Origin of the sequence: Edwardsiella hoshinae NBRC 105699 = ATCC 33379 (genome assembly GCF_000474215.1) — a bacterium.
GTDB lineage: Bacteria > Pseudomonadota > Gammaproteobacteria > Enterobacterales > Enterobacteriaceae > Edwardsiella > Edwardsiella hoshinae.
This window is the reverse complement of the sequence record NZ_BAUC01000010.1, coordinates 34,739-50,025: the sequence shown is the minus strand read 5'-3', so window position 1 is coordinate 50,025 and position 15,287 is coordinate 34,739. Positions and strand designations below refer to the sequence as shown.

At 56.2% G+C, this 15,287-nt stretch carries 12 protein-coding genes and 1 pseudogene; 7 read left to right on the top strand and 6 right to left on the bottom strand.

The window, feature by feature from the left end; all coding sequences use genetic code 11:
* Positions 1 to 724: 724 nt before the first annotated feature.
* Positions 725 to 1,003 carry a CDP-diacylglycerol diphosphatase gene (locus EHO01S_RS03785; RefSeq protein ID WP_024522714.1) on the bottom strand — a complete coding sequence of 93 codons (279 nt, stop codon included), beginning with the start codon at positions 1,001 to 1,003 and terminating at the stop codon, positions 725 to 727.
* Between the two features lie 273 nt (positions 1,004 to 1,276).
* Between EHO01S_RS03785 and EHO01S_RS03780 the strand changes: the two genes are divergently transcribed.
* On the top strand, positions 1,277 to 2,170 hold the full coding sequence (locus EHO01S_RS03780; protein ID WP_024522713.1) for a LysR family transcriptional regulator: 894 nt from the start codon (positions 1,277 to 1,279) through the stop codon (positions 2,168 to 2,170).
* A gap of 543 nt (positions 2,171 to 2,713) precedes the next feature.
* Positions 2,714 to 3,301 (top strand): response regulator transcription factor, encoded by a 588-nt coding sequence (locus EHO01S_RS03775; RefSeq protein ID WP_024522712.1) that lies wholly within the window; start codon positions 2,714 to 2,716, stop codon positions 3,299 to 3,301.
* A gap of 55 nt (positions 3,302 to 3,356) precedes the next feature.
* Here the strand turns inward: EHO01S_RS03775 and ddlA are convergent, their stop codons facing one another.
* Positions 3,357 to 4,463 (bottom strand): D-alanine--D-alanine ligase, encoded by a 1,107-nt coding sequence (ddlA, locus tag EHO01S_RS03770; RefSeq protein WP_024522711.1) that lies wholly within the window; start codon positions 4,461 to 4,463, stop codon positions 3,357 to 3,359.
* Positions 4,464 to 4,656: 193 nt separating this feature from the next.
* Between ddlA and EHO01S_RS03765 the strand changes: the two genes are divergently transcribed.
* Positions 4,657 to 5,091: a short-chain dehydrogenase gene (locus EHO01S_RS03765; protein WP_232238254.1), complete on the top strand. Its 435-nt coding sequence runs from the start codon at positions 4,657 to 4,659 to the stop codon at positions 5,089 to 5,091.
* Positions 5,092 to 5,383: 292 nt separating this feature from the next.
* Positions 5,384 to 6,955, top strand: a complete 1,572-nt coding sequence (locus tag EHO01S_RS03760; RefSeq protein WP_024522709.1) for a methyl-accepting chemotaxis protein — start codon at positions 5,384 to 5,386, stop codon at positions 6,953 to 6,955.
* An 85-nt stretch (positions 6,956 to 7,040) separates the two neighbouring features.
* On the opposite strand, the gene gorA is transcribed toward EHO01S_RS03760, so the two are convergent.
* Positions 7,041 to 8,393: a glutathione-disulfide reductase gene (gorA, locus tag EHO01S_RS03755; protein WP_024522708.1), complete on the bottom strand. Its 1,353-nt coding sequence runs from the start codon at positions 8,391 to 8,393 to the stop codon at positions 7,041 to 7,043.
* A 190-nt stretch (positions 8,394 to 8,583) separates the two neighbouring features.
* The gene (locus EHO01S_RS03750; RefSeq protein WP_024522707.1) at positions 8,584 to 9,426 is read right to left on the bottom strand and encodes a 23S rRNA (adenine(2030)-N(6))-methyltransferase RlmJ; all 843 of its coding nucleotides are present in this window, start codon (positions 9,424 to 9,426) and stop codon (positions 8,584 to 8,586) included.
* Positions 9,427 to 9,586: 160 nt separating this feature from the next.
* On the opposite strand from EHO01S_RS03750, the pseudogene EHO01S_RS17400 reads away from it, so the two are divergent.
* The 3 genes and pseudogenes from EHO01S_RS17400 to rsmJ all read left to right on the top strand — a co-directional run bounded on the left by EHO01S_RS17400 (position 9,587) and on the right by rsmJ (position 13,049).
* A pseudogene (locus EHO01S_RS17400) lies at positions 9,587 to 10,056 on the top strand (HIT family protein).
* Between the two features lie 201 nt (positions 10,057 to 10,257).
* Positions 10,258 to 12,300: an oligopeptidase A gene (gene prlC / locus EHO01S_RS03735; protein WP_024522706.1), complete on the top strand. Its 2,043-nt coding sequence runs from the start codon at positions 10,258 to 10,260 to the stop codon at positions 12,298 to 12,300.
* The gene (rsmJ, locus tag EHO01S_RS03730) at positions 12,300 to 13,049 is read left to right on the top strand and encodes a 16S rRNA (guanine(1516)-N(2))-methyltransferase RsmJ (RefSeq protein WP_024522705.1); all 750 of its coding nucleotides are present in this window, start codon (positions 12,300 to 12,302) and stop codon (positions 13,047 to 13,049) included. The genes prlC and rsmJ overlap by 1 nt, the downstream gene beginning before the upstream one ends.
* Here the strand turns inward: rsmJ and EHO01S_RS03725 are convergent.
* A complete protein-coding gene (locus EHO01S_RS03725; protein ID WP_024522704.1) occupies positions 13,031 to 13,648 on the bottom strand; it encodes a KpsF/GutQ family sugar-phosphate isomerase in 618 nt (205 codons plus the stop codon). The two genes, rsmJ and EHO01S_RS03725, sit on opposite strands and share 19 nt — an antisense overlap.
* Positions 13,645 to 15,282 (bottom strand): FGGY-family carbohydrate kinase, encoded by a 1,638-nt coding sequence (locus EHO01S_RS03720; protein WP_024522703.1) that lies wholly within the window; start codon positions 15,280 to 15,282, stop codon positions 13,645 to 13,647. The genes EHO01S_RS03725 and EHO01S_RS03720 overlap by 4 nt, the downstream gene beginning before the upstream one ends.
* Positions 15,283 to 15,287 lie beyond the last annotated feature (5 nt).

The following is a 15,287-nucleotide window of genomic DNA, read 5'->3' as shown; positions in this document are numbered from 1 at the left end:
GCCCCCCGATTGGTGAGGCTCCCGAATAGCGAGGCTTCCAGCTCATGAGGTTTTGTTGTGCCAGTTTTGGCAAATCAATACACAGCCACAGCCACCAGCGCTAAAGGTTTGATTCCCCCGCCTTGGGGAATCAATGCACAAATTTTGCGCTTCCCAAATTTGAGTAGCGCAAACCTTGAGCTCACCAAAACGGGGGAGTGCAAAACCTAAAGGGAGGTATGAGGTTCCAAATTAAATTTCATTTTTCGCGGCCATAAAAATTCGATGAGGCGGGCAGTCCTGACAGGCATAGGCCACAGAGATTTAACCCGCCCCTCCCCTCTGGCTGGCTTTTCAGCCCTAGTACGAATTGAGGTGCACATAGCTAGATAAGCCGTAGCGAACGTCTTTACGGTGGGCTATAACGTGCCGCTCTAACAAGCCATCATCAACCATCCGTTCTAGTGTTTGGCGGAACGAGTACCGCAATAGGCGGTAACGCTGGCTATTGTCTGGTTCGCTCCCGCAAACAAGCCGTATGATGTCGGTAAGACTAAAGGGAGGCTCGCCAATCTCACGAATAACCCGTAAGCAATTCCTCGGTGCATAGAGATTCAGGATCGCTTCCTTTCGGGCAGTCATGCGCCATTTTTTAGGCGATTTTATCAGCATTGCTATGTTCATTTGTATTATCCCTTGGTGTGAAGAGCCGCTCACATGATGACTTTTCGTTTTGGTTATACGTTTAGTTATACGTTTTAACGTCAAAAAAAGTAAAAACAATAAAAATCAATGAAATACAAGACGGATTGCGATACTTCAGTAGTAGATAACCTTGCTGTGGATTCAGACGGACGCAGGGAGTGGCTACGCCCGTAGTGCGTTGATGCGGTAAGCACTGCTGGCTGACGATGCGCCACAGCGCATCGCTTTGCGGACGATAGAGTAGTATGAGTACGCCAGCCAACGGGAGCACGACGATGAAGAGAATGAGCGCACAGTGATACCGGCGACGTATGGACATGCAGACTCCTCGCGTGGTGGCAACGGATGAAAAGAAGGGAGAGACGCACTTTGGCCCATCATTTCCGCAGGACTCAGACCGTGCATAAAGCTATTTATGTGATGCCGTAGCCATTATTCTCTTTATTTTTTACTCTGTATCATACAGATGACAATGTATTTAAAATAGCATCAATTTATCATTAAGCTGATATTTGCATAAAAAATAGCTTGAATTTACAATGAGCGCTCGAATTATACGCGTTCCCTAGCGGCGACAACGAAAGGTAAAAATATGCTTGATGTCGATGTAAGTGTGATACGGACTTTTCTGACCGTGATGGATACGCGTAGTGTGACCCTAGCAGCAGAGTTATTGGATAGCTCAACCGCGTCGATTAGCCGAGCATTGAAAAAGATGCGCGATGCATTTAACGATCCGCTATTTATCAGGACGAAACAAGGGCTAGAGCCCACCGCGTTAGCCTACAATATCACCCCTAATTTAGCGCAGGCTTTAAATAATATTCAGAATGCCGCGAATCTGACCAATGGGATTCATCAAGACGATCGCCGTCAGACGCGATTAAAGTTGAGTATGTCGCCGCTGCTAGAGTTTTACCTAACCAGTTTGTTGCGTCGTCATCACTATCCGTTCGATAGCGTTGCATTGATGACGGAAACGCATGATGGTGACTTAACGCGAGATATCAGCCGACTGCGTTCGCGTAAAATCGATCTTAGTTTTACGCCGCAAAAATATGCCGATTGGATGATTACCAATGTCCCGGTGCTCGATGTTCGTCCGGTTGTGGTATGCCGTATCGATCATCCACGCATGGCGCCAGGATTTAGTAGTGAACAACTGGCGCAAGAGGAGTATCTGAGTCTAACGATGTGGCCATCATTGTTCGAGGATGATGAGGTACTCAATCCCCATCGTAAGGCGCCGATTTACTCTAGCTCTTCGCTGTTGAACTTGATGATGATGGCAGCGACCACGGATTATGTCTTGGTTTGTGGTAAGCAGTTCGCTCATGAGTTTGCTCGCATGGTACCGTTGCAAATATTAGATCATCCGCAGCGTAAATCGCGCGGTACAGTATATGCGCATTATCATAAAAGCCGCAGCACCGATACGAGTATTCTTGAGCTGATATCTATTCTACGACAGGGCGCCGCTGACTAAGTTGAACCACATTGGGGAAAACTACGGATACTTTTTTAACGCCGAATGTACTTCGGCGTTTTTTATTTCAAGAAAAATTGCGATGCGCGCTAGCGAGATCAGATAATTCTTTCTGTGTGTCTTATCACAGAAGTCGGCGACAGCGGAAAGCAGATGATTAACTCGCCATCTGCTACACTCCATACGATATGCTGAATCTTGCTATGACTTTATCTATTGTTATCTGTCGATTTTTCTCTACAACAGCCAGCAACATTTCACTTTATGCAAAGTGTATTTACGGCAGAGAGAGTTGTTGTGATGCCTACGGCTGATTTTAAATAGCAAAATAATATGTGGTTAAACGCTATAGCTGTGGCGGGTAAGATGATAGGGATGTGTCGCTGGCGAGGGCACATTGATACGATCCCTATATGCCCGTGAATTGTTTTTTACCAGGTGTTCTGAGGTGGGAGCCTTGGGACGGATATGGCACAAGGTCATCCTGGCATCGACAGGGATAACAAAATGGATTCACTATCTGCGTGGTTATCAGAGTCATTCATGATTAATACCGATCGCACAGCGATCTATGTGCTTTCTGATGATCAGATGTTTATTTCAGGGGTCTGTGCGCTGTTGGCGCGTGTGGCACCGTGCGGGCAGGGAGCAATATTGGACGATACCCGAGAACAGATGTTGTTCATCGACCTGAATCATCTTACCCACCCGCTGTTTCATCTTGTTCGTGCCTTGACTCCACTTTCCTCCTGCTATCGCGTCGTGTTCTGGACGGCGCATCAACCGGCACATATTCTGAATTTCCTTCGTGTAATTGAAAATGCCAGCTTTATTCATAAGAAAGCCTCGTTATTGGAGACGGAGCAGGCTATCCATCAGATCCTCAGCGGTCGGCGTTTTATTACCCCACAGGTCAAACATACCTTTATGTCGTCGAATGGCCCGGGGCGGGTGAGTGAAGAGACCTTCACCATCTTGGACAATATAATGAGTGGCGTACGAGTCAAGTGCATCGCGGCTAAGCTACATACCGCGGATAAGTCGGTATACAGTAAGATTCGGCAATTTCGCGACAAGCTATCATTGTTGCGTAAGAGCGACTTCCTGAGTTTTATTCACGATATTTCATAACAGAAGAGCCTGCGTAACAGGCTCTGTATCGCTCAGATGAGTCAGAGAAGCGGCGTTAGTGTTGTTCCGCGCTCTGACATAGCTGGCGGTCCTGATGGTGACGCGCTAATGCCAGCTCAATCAGGCGGGTGATTAGCGTCGGATAATCGATGCCACAGGCCTGCCACAGCTTAGGATACATGCTGATATTGGTGAATCCTGGCAATGTATTGATTTCATTGATAATAACCTCACCTTCTGCCGTCAGGAAGACATCGACGCGGGCCAGACCACGGCATTCGAGCGCCTGGAATGCCTGGAGGGCGATGTGCCGGACGCGGTCGCTGTTCTCCGGTGTCATCTGCGCCGGGACAACGACCTGCGCACCCTGCGCGCTGATGTACTTGCTATCGTAGCTATAGAAGTCGCTGTGCAGGATGATTTCGCCGCAAACGCTCGCCTGTGCCGCCTCATTGCCGAGGATAGCGCACTCGATTTCACGGCCAACGACAGCGAGTTCAACGATCACCTTATGGTCAAAGCGTAATGCTTCGGCGATGGCACGGGCGTACTCCTCGGCGTTACGTACCTTGCTGACGCCGACAGAAGAGCCCTGATTGGCTGGCTTGACGAACAGCGTTGAGCCGAGTTGACGGCTCAGTGTCGCATAGTCGTAGTCATTCTGGGTATCACGAGTCAGGGTGATAAATGGGGTGATGGGTAGCCCCGCGTCGCGCAGCAGGCGCTTACAGATGTCCTTATCCATGCAGGCGGCGGAGCCGATGATATCGGAACCGACAAAGGGCAAGTTCAGTATCTTCAACATGCCTTGCAGACAACCATCTTCGCCTTGTGTGCCGTGCACGATGGGGAAGATGACATCCAGCGAAGGCAAACGCTCACCGGTCACCGTGTCGATCAACTGCCCATCTTGGGCTCCGGGCAGCACAGCTAGACGATGTGCGCTGGCTTGATTCAAGGTGATGTGTTGCGGATCATGCTCATGGTTGAGATAGCCATGATCCGGACAGCGATACCAGTAGCCCTGTTTGTCGATGCCGATCAACATCACCTCAAAACGAGTGTGATCGATCGCGGCGACGATATTTTTTGCCGATTGAAGAGAAACCTCGTGCTCGCAGGATTTACCGCCGAACACGATGCCAACGCGAATTTTTGCCATGACTCAATCCGAATAACTAACCAAAAATAAAAGAGGTTTTACCATATCGCTGAACCGGATAAACGCCAACCCTTTGTCACGTTTATCCCACAAAATAGCGGCTTCCTGAAGGGATTGTGCTAGGCGATGCGTGGGTTAACTCGGCGATTGATCCCGTTTCTATTGCGTCGTGGTTAAGGCGGTAGGGGGTATCGTGGCGTATTCCAGTGTGGGTGCAGGCACGATCGAAGAAGGGGGGGAATGTATGCACGGTGTGAGAAGGGTGAGTAAGGGCGTGTTGTTGAGCATCATTTTGCTGTTAGGCAGTCATGCTGAGGGAGCGGAGCAACGTTTCCGCGGCATCTATAGTGCGGGTTTCGAGGTGAGTGCGTTCATTCCTTGTGGCGGCGGGCGCGATGCCTGGCTCTATGATAAGGGAGGGCAATTGCAGGCAGCCGAGCGCCTGATGGCGCATCAACGACAACAGTATATGCGTGCTTATCCACGCGTCTATGTCGATTTCTATGGCATAGATGAAGGAAAAGGGACAGAGGGATTTCCCGCTGATTATGACCGGGTGATCCGCGTGACGCGGTTAAATGCGACGGCGGAAGCACTAGCGCGTGACTGCTTTATTCCCGATGACTAGCGAGGCTACTATTCTGTGCTGTTAGTCACAAAATTGTTTTAATGGATAAAATTCAATATTTTCAGCATAATTATTTGATTTTCTTGTTAAAGAACATGCATGAAGTATAATTTTGTCGGCAGTTATATTGGTTTTTATTGGTTTTTATTGGTTTTTTTTCGCCGCTGCGCCGCACTTGCATAAAAAGATAAATTAATAAGTCTGTTTTGTGATAGGCGTCGTGAATTTATCCCCGTTGATGCCGATATCCCCTGGGTAGCTCCACACTATCAAAGGGATTCAGGATATTGGCATGATTAAAAACATTAGAGTGATCACAGGACTCATCGTTTTATTGGCGGTATTCACCTTGTTACAGGGGGTTTCGGGCGGGTTGTTTTATTCGGCAATTACTCAAGACCGCGACAATTTTTCTCAGTCACGGGCGCTGAGCGACCAACAGGAGCAACTGGCTGATGGCTGGCAGACGCTGGTGATGACGCGGGTGACCATCAATCGCGTCGCGATCCGCTATTTGAAGCAGCAACACGGCGGGGTAGTACAGGCCGAGATCGGGCCACTGCTGGATGCCGCCGATGCCTCGTTGGATAAGGCCGCACGCTATTTTGACCATTATCGTGCCGCGCCGCGTCTGCCGGGACAGGATGAGGCACTGGCGACAGCGGTTGAGCAGCGTTTCCGTACGCTCTACACCCTGTTGCGTGACTCTTCGCGTTATCTGCGCGCCGGCGATTATCCGGCCTATGGCAACCTAGAGACGCAGGCGGCGCAGGATGCCTTGGCGCAGAGCTACGCGCAATGGCGGGAGCAGAATCGGGTGCTATTGCAACGGGGAATCGATGAAAACCAGCGTAGTTTCGAGCGGATGTGCTGGATGTTGGCGGCCATCGCGCTGGCGGTACTGGCGCTGATCGGCAGCACTGCGGTGGCGGCCCGAGGTATTCTGCTCCAGCCGTTGGCCCAGTTACACGCGCATCTGCGTCGTCTGAGCGCGGGCGATCTCTCCGTGCGTCTGGAGGGAGGAAGCAATGAATTGGGACAGTTGGCGAATAGTGTCAATAGCATGCAGCAAGCATTGATCGCGATTGTCAGCCAGGTTCGCGAAGGGGTGGAGGCTCTGCTACTGGGGAGTGGTGAGATCACCTCGGGCAACGCCGATCTGTCTACGCGTACCGAACAGCAGGCGGCGTCATTGGAAGAAACGGCCGCGAGTATGGAGCAATTGACGGCTACGGTGCGCCAGAATGCTGACAATGCGCGTCAGGCCAGCCAGCTAGCGAACAACGCCTCGGAGACGGCTAACCAAGGTGGCAGCGAGGTTTCACGGGTGGTGACGACGATGCACGATATCGCTGGCAGTTCGCGTCAGATAGCGAACATCACTGGCGTCATCGATTCGATCTCTTTCCAAACTAATATCTTGGCGTTAAATGCCGCCGTCGAGGCGGCGCGGGCTGGGGAGCAGGGGCGTGGCTTCGCCGTGGTGGCCGGAGAGGTACGCAATTTGGCGCAACGTAGCGCCCAGGCGGCACGGGAGATCCGGACACTGATCGAGGATTCGGTACAGCGTATCGATACCGGCTCGCGCCAGGTGGCTCAAGCCGGTGCGACCATGCAGTCGGTGGTCGAGGCGGCGCAACGGGTTAACGGTATTATGACCGAGATCGCGGCGGCGTCCGATGAGCAGAGTCTCGGGATTTCCCAGGTTAGCCAAGCGGTGAGTGAGATGGAGCTGGTTACGCAACAAAACGCGGCCTTGGTCCAGCAGTCGGCCGGTGCAGCCGCCTCGTTGGAGGAGCAGGCGGCGAGGTTGGCGCAGGCCGTTGCGGTGTTTACCCTACCGACGGCGCATCCGCGTGCCTGATGGCCACACGCCCTGCCGCCGGTAGCGGGCAGGGCGTGTGGCATTCTCTCGAGACCGGCACGTAATGCCAGCCTGAGTGCGTCGCTTAACGCATGGTGACAAACTCTTCCGCCGCCGTCGGATGGATGGCGACAGTATTGTCGAAGTCACGCTTGCTGGCGCCCATCTTCACTGCGACGGCGAAGCCCTGCAACATCTCATCCATACCGAAGCCGATGCCGTGGATACCCACAATCTTTTCTTCCGCCCCTTGGCAGACCAGCTTCATACGACACGGCTGACGATGCTGGGTGACGGCGGTATACATAGCGGTGAAGGAGGAGGTGTAGACCTTGACTTGATCATCGCCGAATTGCGCGCGCGCCTGCGCTTCGGTGAGGCCAACGGTGCCGATCGGGGGATGGCTGAAGACCACAGTCGGAATGTTGCTGTAATCCAGATGCTCTTGCGGCTTGTTGTTGAATAGGCGCTCGGAGAGACGTCGCCCGGCGGCAACGGCGACCGGCGTCAGTTCGACGGCTCCGGTATTATCGCCGACGGCATAGATGCCGGGGACATTGGTATTCTGGAACTTGTCTACCGGGATATAACCGCGCGCATCACATGCTACGCCGGCCGCCGCCAGGTTGAGGCGGTCGGTATTCGGTTCACGGCCAACGGCCCAGATCAGGCAGTCGACGGTCTGGCGTTGGCCGTTCTCCAGCGTCAGCGTCAGGCTACCATCGGCATTCTTCACCACGGACTGCGGCACGCTGTGGGTGTGCAGTTGCGGCCCTTCATTGTTCATTACTTCGACTAGGGTATCGACGATCATGCTGTCGAAACTGCGCAACGGAGCGTGTTTGCGCACGAACAGATGGGTCTCGCTCCCTAAGGCGTTGAGCACCCCGGCGATCTCGACGGCGATATAGCCGGCACCGACGATGGCGACGCGCGGCGGTAGGGCCTCAAGGGCGAAGAAGCCATCCGAATCGATGCCATATTCCGCGCCTGGGATTGCCGGGCGCAGAGGACGTCCACCGGTGGCGATGAGAATATGGTCGGCGCTGATGCGCTCACCATTGACCTCAACGGTGTGAGCGTCAACGAACGTAGCGAATCCCTGAATGACGTCGACCTTGTTATTGTTCAATCCGCGCTGATAGGACTGATGAATACGATCGATATAGGCGCTGCGGCTATCGATCAGACGCTGCCAATCGAAGCGGTTCAGCGTGGCGTCCAAGCCATAGTCCGGCCCATACAACTTGATGGCCTCGGCAATCTGCGCGGCATGCCACATTACTTTCTTCGGCACACAGCCCACATTGACACAGGTGCCGCCGAGCGCTTTGGCTTCGATCAACGCACACTTGCGGCCATACATCGCTGCCCGATTGATGGAGGCGATGCCGCCGCTGCCGCCGCCAATGGCGAGATAGTCATAATGTTTAGTCATCGGGATGTCCCTGCGTTATCAACGAATCGGATTGCATCCTCGCCATGTCCTGCCGCCGAGGGCGGGCGATGAATGGCAAGCTCGTGGAGAAGTGTAACGCCTGGGACGGGGCGACGGCAAAATCTTGCCGTCGACAAGGCACAAATTCCGTACTGAGGATAGGGGCAGTGCGCTACGTTACGCGCCGCCGTTATTCCGGGACGATCCAGTTGACGCTGGTATGACCGGTTCCCTCTGGCACTAATACCTGGTGTAACCAGGGCAGAACGGCACGCATTTGGCTCTCCAGTTTCCATGGCGGATTGATGACGATCATGCCAGAGGCGGTCATGCCACGTTGATCGCTGTCCGGGCGTACCGCTAACTCGATCTGGAGAATACGGCGGATACCCGTCTCCTCTAGGGCGTGTACCAGACGTTTGATGTTTTGGCGTAGTACCACCGGATACCACAGGGCGTAAGTGCCGGTTGCAAAGCGCTTATAGCCTTCTTGGATCCCTGTTACGACCTCCTGATAGTCGCTCTTCAGCTCATAGGGCGGATCGATCAGGATCAAGCCACGTCGTGACAACGGCGGCAGTTGGGATTTCAACTGCTGGTAGCCGTTTTCGCGTACCACGCGGGCGCGTTCATCCTTCTGGAACTCGGCGCGCAGCAGCGGAAAGTCGCTGGGATGCAACTCGCTCAGGTGCAGCCGATCCTGTTCGCGCAACAACTGGCGGGCGATCAGCGGCGAGCCGGGGTAGTAACGTAACTGACCGCTACGGTTGAAGTGATGTACCGCCGTCATATAGGGCTCCAGCTCCGCCGGCAGGTCATCATGTTGCCACAGGCGGGCGATACCCTCCAAGTACTCGCCGGTCTTCTCGGCATGCTCGCCGCTGAGCAAGTAACGCCCGGCACCAGCGTGAGTATCGAGATACAAGAACGGCTTCTCTTTCTCCTTGAGCGCCGTGATGATTAGGCTCTGGACGGTGTGTTTGAGAACGTCGGCGTGGTTGCCAGCATGAAAACTGTGACGGTAACTTAACATAGGGTGATTGCTTCTGATGAGTCGACGGGTTAAAAAAGAACCAGGCTGACGTCGCCGGTGTTAGCCGACGCCGGGGCGGTGCGCTATTGCAGAAAGTATACCCTATTTCTGCCTGGAGGCGTGATAAACCCAACATGCGGTCGCGGCGGGAGGCACGAAAATGAGTTGTATCTTTTGCCAAATCGCACGGGGTGAGGCGCCGTGTCATCGAATCTGGGAAGATGACCGACACCTGGTGGCCTTTCTATCTATCCGAATACCGAGGGGTTCAGTGTGGTGATCCCCCAGCGTCATTATCCCAGCTATGCTTTCGACTTGCCCGACGAGGTACTGGCGCGCCTGATCCTGGCCACCAAGCAGGTGGCACCTCTGCTCGATAGCGCCTTCGACGATGTAGGGCGTTGCGCAATATTTTTTGAGGGTTTCGGAGGCGATCACGTGCATAGCAAGCTGTTTCCGATGCATGGCACGGCCAACATAGCCGAATGGCGCCCCATCGAGTCGCGTAGCGAGCGTGTCGTTACCCGCGATGACGGCGACCTCTCGTCGCACGATGCGCAACGGGCCGATGATGAACGGCTGGCGGCATTGGCCGACCATATCCGTCGCTATGGGGCGCGCTTGGCCTAGATGCTCCCCTCCTGATGGGGCGGGGAAGCGATGCCGCTTAGCGTGATGCCCCCGCTCTTATTTAATGCGCAGAGATTGATTTTCTGTGTCTGCGTCGCCATCTTAAGCACATTACTTCTTTTTTATCCGTGGCGTCAGGCAGCGGATAACCCGAATTCCGGGGCTGCCGCGTCAGCCCCGTCGACCATAGGACATGTGCAGATGACCAATCCTTTGCTGACCCCCTTTGTACTCCCGCCTTTTTCCCGCATCACGCCGCAGGATGTGGTGCCGGCAGTGAGTGCCGCGCTGGCCGACTGCCGCGCCGTGGTGGAGCGCGTCGTGGCGCAACCTGGCCCCTTTACCTGGGATAACCTGGTGCAACCGTTGGCGGAAGCCGATGATCGCCTCAGCCGGATTTTTTCGCCGGTGAGTCACCTCAATGCGGTGCAGAATAGCCCGGAACTGCGTGCGGCCTATGAGCAGTGTCTGCCGCTGTTGTCGGAGTATGGCACCTGGGTCGGCCAGCATCAGGGGTTGTATCACGCCTACCGCCAATTGAAGGCGGGTGAGGGTTATGCCGCGCTGGATAAGGCGCAGAAGCGAGCGGTCGACAACGCGTTGCGCGACTTCGAACTGTCCGGCATCGGGTTGCCGCCAGCGGCGCAGAAGCGTTATGGCGAAATCGTGATGCGTCTGTCCGAGCTGGGATCGGCCTTCAGCAATAACGTGCTGGACGCCACCATGGGCTGGAGCAAGCTAATCACGGAGCAGAGCGAGCTGGCCGGTCTACCAGAGAGTGCCTTGGCGGCAGCACATGAGCTGGCGGCGGCGCGCGGCCAACAGGGCTGGCTGTTGACGTTGGATATGCCGAGCTATCTGCCAGTGATGACCTATGCCGACAACCGTGAATTGCGTCATGAGATGTATCAAGCTTTCACGACGCGGGCCTCCGATCAGGGACCGAACGCCGGCCAGTGGGACAACAGTGCGATCATGGCGGAGACATTGGCGCTGCGCCACGAACTGGCACAATTGCTGGGTTTCGCCAGTTATGCCGATAAGTCCTTGGCCACCAAGATGGCGGAGAACCCGCAGCAGGTATTGAGCTTCCTCAACGATCTCGCCCAGCGCGCTCATGATCAGGGTGTTGCGGAGCTGGAGCAGTTGCGCGCCTTCGCCCAAGAGAACTATGGCGTCGATGCGTTGGCGCCTTGGGACATCACCTACTACAGCGAGAAGCAGAAACAGCACCTCTACGCCATCAGCGATGAAGAGCTGCGCCCCTACTTCCCCGAGCCAACGGTGCTGAACGGCCTGTTCGAGGTGGTGCGGCGTATTTACGGCATCAGCGCCAAGGAGCGCCACGACGTCGACGTTTGGCACCCGGAGGTGCGTTTCTTCGAGCTGTATGATCGCGATGGTGAGTTGTGTGGCAGCTTCTACCTGGATCTGTATGCACGCGAGCATAAACGGGGCGGCGCCTGGATGGATGATTGCGCTGGACGTATGCGTCGCGCCGACGGTACGTTGCAGAAGCCGGTGGCCTACCTGACCTGCAACTTTAACCGTCCGTTGGGCGATCAGCCGGCGCTGTTTACCCATAACGAAGTCACCACGCTGTTCCACGAGTTCGGCCACGGTCTGCACCACATGCTGACGCGTATCGAAACCCCGGGCGTCTCCGGCATCAACGGCGTGCCGTGGGATGCGGTCGAACTGCCGAGTCAGTTCATGGAGAACTGGTGCTGGGAGCCGGAGGCGCTGGCCTTCATCTCGGGTCACTACCAGAGTGGCGAGCCGTTGCCGCAGGCGATGCTGGAGCGGATGTTGGCTGCCAAGAATTATCAGTCGGCGCTGTTTATCCTGCGTCAGTTGGAGTTCGGTCTGTTTGACTTCCGCCTGCATAGCGAATTCGATCCGGCCCAGGGCGCTCAGATTATGGAAACCTTGCGTCAAGTCAAGGCGTTGGTGGCGGTGGTTCCGTCGCCGGAATGGGGCCGTTTCCCTCACGCCTTCAGCCACATCTTCGCTGGCGGTTATGCGGCGGGTTATTATAGCTACCTGTGGGCTGAGTTGCTGTCGGCCGACGCCTTCTCTCGCTTCGAAGAAGAGGGCATCTTTAACGTCGATACTGGGCGGGCCTTCTTGGATAACGTCTTGTCCCAAGGGGGGGCTGACGAGCCGATGGCGCTGTTCAAGGCTTTCCGTGGCCGTGAACCGCAGATCGATGCCATGCTGCGTCACTACGGGATCAAAGGCTGATGTCGGTTCAGTTGCTGGCCGAGCAGGGCACCGATGTCGCGGCGCTGGTCACGCTGGCGCGGCGCTGGGGGCTACGCCATGACGCCGATGCCATACTGGCGTTGGTGTTGACGCCGCAACGTCTGGAGCTGCGTAAGCTGGATGAGCCGAAGCTGGGGGCGATTTTTGTCGATTTTGTCGGCGGGACACTGGCCCATCGCCGTCGTTTTGGCGGCGGGCGCGGCGAGGCAGTAGCCAAGGCGGTCGGCATCAAGGGTGATTACTTGCCCGATGTAGTGGATGCCACCGCTGGCCTGGGGCGTGACGCATTCGTGTTGGCCGCGCTGGGTTGTCGGGTGCGTATGTTGGAGCGTCATCCAGTGGTCGCGGCGTTGTTGGACGATGGCCTACAGCGCGGCTATGCCGATGCGGAGATCGGCCCTTGGCTGCGTGAGCGCTTGACACTGCTACATGCCTCTAGCATCGAGGCGCTGGTGACATTAACGCCGCGCCCCGAGGTGGTTTATCTCGATCCGATGTTCCCCCACCGCCAGAAGAGCGCGTTGGTGAAGAAAGAGATGCGTGTGTTTCAAGCGTTGGTCGGTGCGGACGATGACGCCGACGCTCTACTGGCGCCGGCGCGCCAACTGGCGACCAAGCGGGTGGTGGTGAAGCGCCCGGATTATGCGCCGCCGCTGGCCGGTGTCGCCACCCCGAATGCGACCCTCACCAAGAGCCACCGCTTCGACCTCTATGCGCCGTTAGACTGAGCGCTGGCGCGGCGTAGATTGAGGCCGACGTCGCCGCCGGGATGTACTGCCAGTAGTGTGTGGCGATCGTAGCCGCTACGCTGCATTAGACAGGCACAGGCGGCATCGAACAGGGCCAGCACCAGGATGATCGAGGTGGTGGCCAGCATGTTGAGTGGATCGATCTCGCGTTGAACCCCGGTGGCCAGTGTCAACTGTGCCGCCTGGGCGATGGCTGAGTCGGGATTTTCAGTCACGGCGATCAGGGGCACGCCCTTCGCCCGCAGGGTGGGCAACAGGCGCGTCAGTTCGTCGGAGTTGCCGCCTCGCGAGATTAGAATAACCAGATCCTCCGCCCGCAGGAAACCGAGGTCGCCGTGGGCGGCATCGGTGGCGCTGAGATAGATGGCCGGTCGTTCCACACAGGCCAGCATGTGCGCGACCTTGCGCGCGGCGATCCCTGAGGTGCCGACGCCGCTGACCACGATCTTGCCGCGGCAACCATCGAGGCGATCCAGCAGTTGCTGCCAGCGCGTTGCATCCAGGCGCGTCGCCAGTTGCGCCAGTTCAGCGCTGTATACCTGCCAGGCGTCTTGCGCCTGGCACCATTCGGCATTCATTCTTCCCCCTGCATCAGTTGACGATATTTCATATGATCCTGATACATTTCATGAAATACCTGGTACTTACGATCGTAATACTGCTTGATGCTGTTAGCTTGCGGCGTGACGGTTTTACCGATACGGCTCATGGCTCCCATCGCCTCTGGCAAGGTATCGAAGACGCCGGCCGCCACCGTCCCCATCATCGCGCCCCCCAGCAACATCGCCTCGCCTTCGACCGGCAGTAGCATGGCACAGCCAGTGGCGTTGGCGTGTTCCTGGACGAAGAGCGGATTCTTGGTGCCGCCGCCGCTGGCCATGATGGTATCGATGCGGTAACCACTCTGGTTCATGGTCTCGATGATGTGGCGGGTACCCAGCGCGATCGCCTGGATGGTCGCTAGGTATTGCAATGCCAGATCTTCCGGAGTGCGCGATAGCTTCAGACCGCTTATCACCCCGCTCAGTGTTGGGTTAGCGCGCGGCGAGCGGTTGCCGTGGAAGTAGGGCAAAACATGGATGTCGCGCGTCAGTAGGGCGATGTTTTCCGGCTCTCCCGCCAGCTTGCGTAGCAGGGTGTTGAGCAACTCATAGATGGTTTGCCCGTTGGCTTTGGCCTGGGTAAGCAGGGTAGGATAACAGGGATGGGACTGGATGATGTGATCGATCAGGGCACCGGTGGCCGATTGTCCCCCTTCGTTCAGCCAGTAGCCTGGCAGGATCGCCGAATAATAGGGCCCCCATACCCCTGCGATAAAACGGGCGGTGGGTGACATAGCCATATGGCCGGTGGAGGTGCCGCCGATCAGGGCGATGCGGCGGTCGAAGTCGGCCAGTTCGCCGCTGACACCGCTGGCACCCAGGGTGCCGAGGGTACCGGCATGGGCGTCGATGATCGAGACACTGATGGCGGTACCGGGGATCAGCCCCATCTCACGGGCGGCGCGCTCGGTCAGGCCATAACCTAGCGGCTCGCCCATGGTTTTGACCTCACGGCCGATCTTGGCGGCATCGTGCGCCAAGAGATCCTCCAGTCCGATGGCGCGGAAGTAACTGTCATCCCAGCGTTGTTCATGGCCGAGGTAGGTCCACTTACACACCGTGGAGCACAGAGAACGGGTGTCGTCCTGAGTAGCTCGCCAGGTGAGAAAATCGGGCAAATCGAAGAAATAACCGGCATTAGCCCAGGTGGTCGGCATATGCTGCTTCAGCCACAACAGCTTGGGAGTCTGCATCTCGGGGGAGATGCTGCCGCCGACGAAGTCCAATACCCGGTGATGGGTAGTGTTGATACGTTCTGCCTGCGCGATGGCTCGGTGATCCATCCAGACAATGATGTTCTGTTCGCTGCGTCCGGAGGGACTGACGGTTAGCGGCTTTCCCTCTTTATCGAGGACCACCAGCGAGCAGGTGGCATCGAATCCCATTCCTTTGATTTGAATTGGGTTGATATCGGCCTGGCTCACCGCGTCGCGCACCGCGTTACACACTGCGTGCCAGATGTTGTCCGACGACTGCTCGACAAAGTCGGCCTGGGGACGGTAGAGGTCGATTTCGCGTGTCGCCTGGCCGACCATACGGCCGCTAAGGTCAAAGACACCAGCGCGGGCGCTGCCGGTTCCTACATCTACGCCAATAAAATAGCTCGCCATGAATA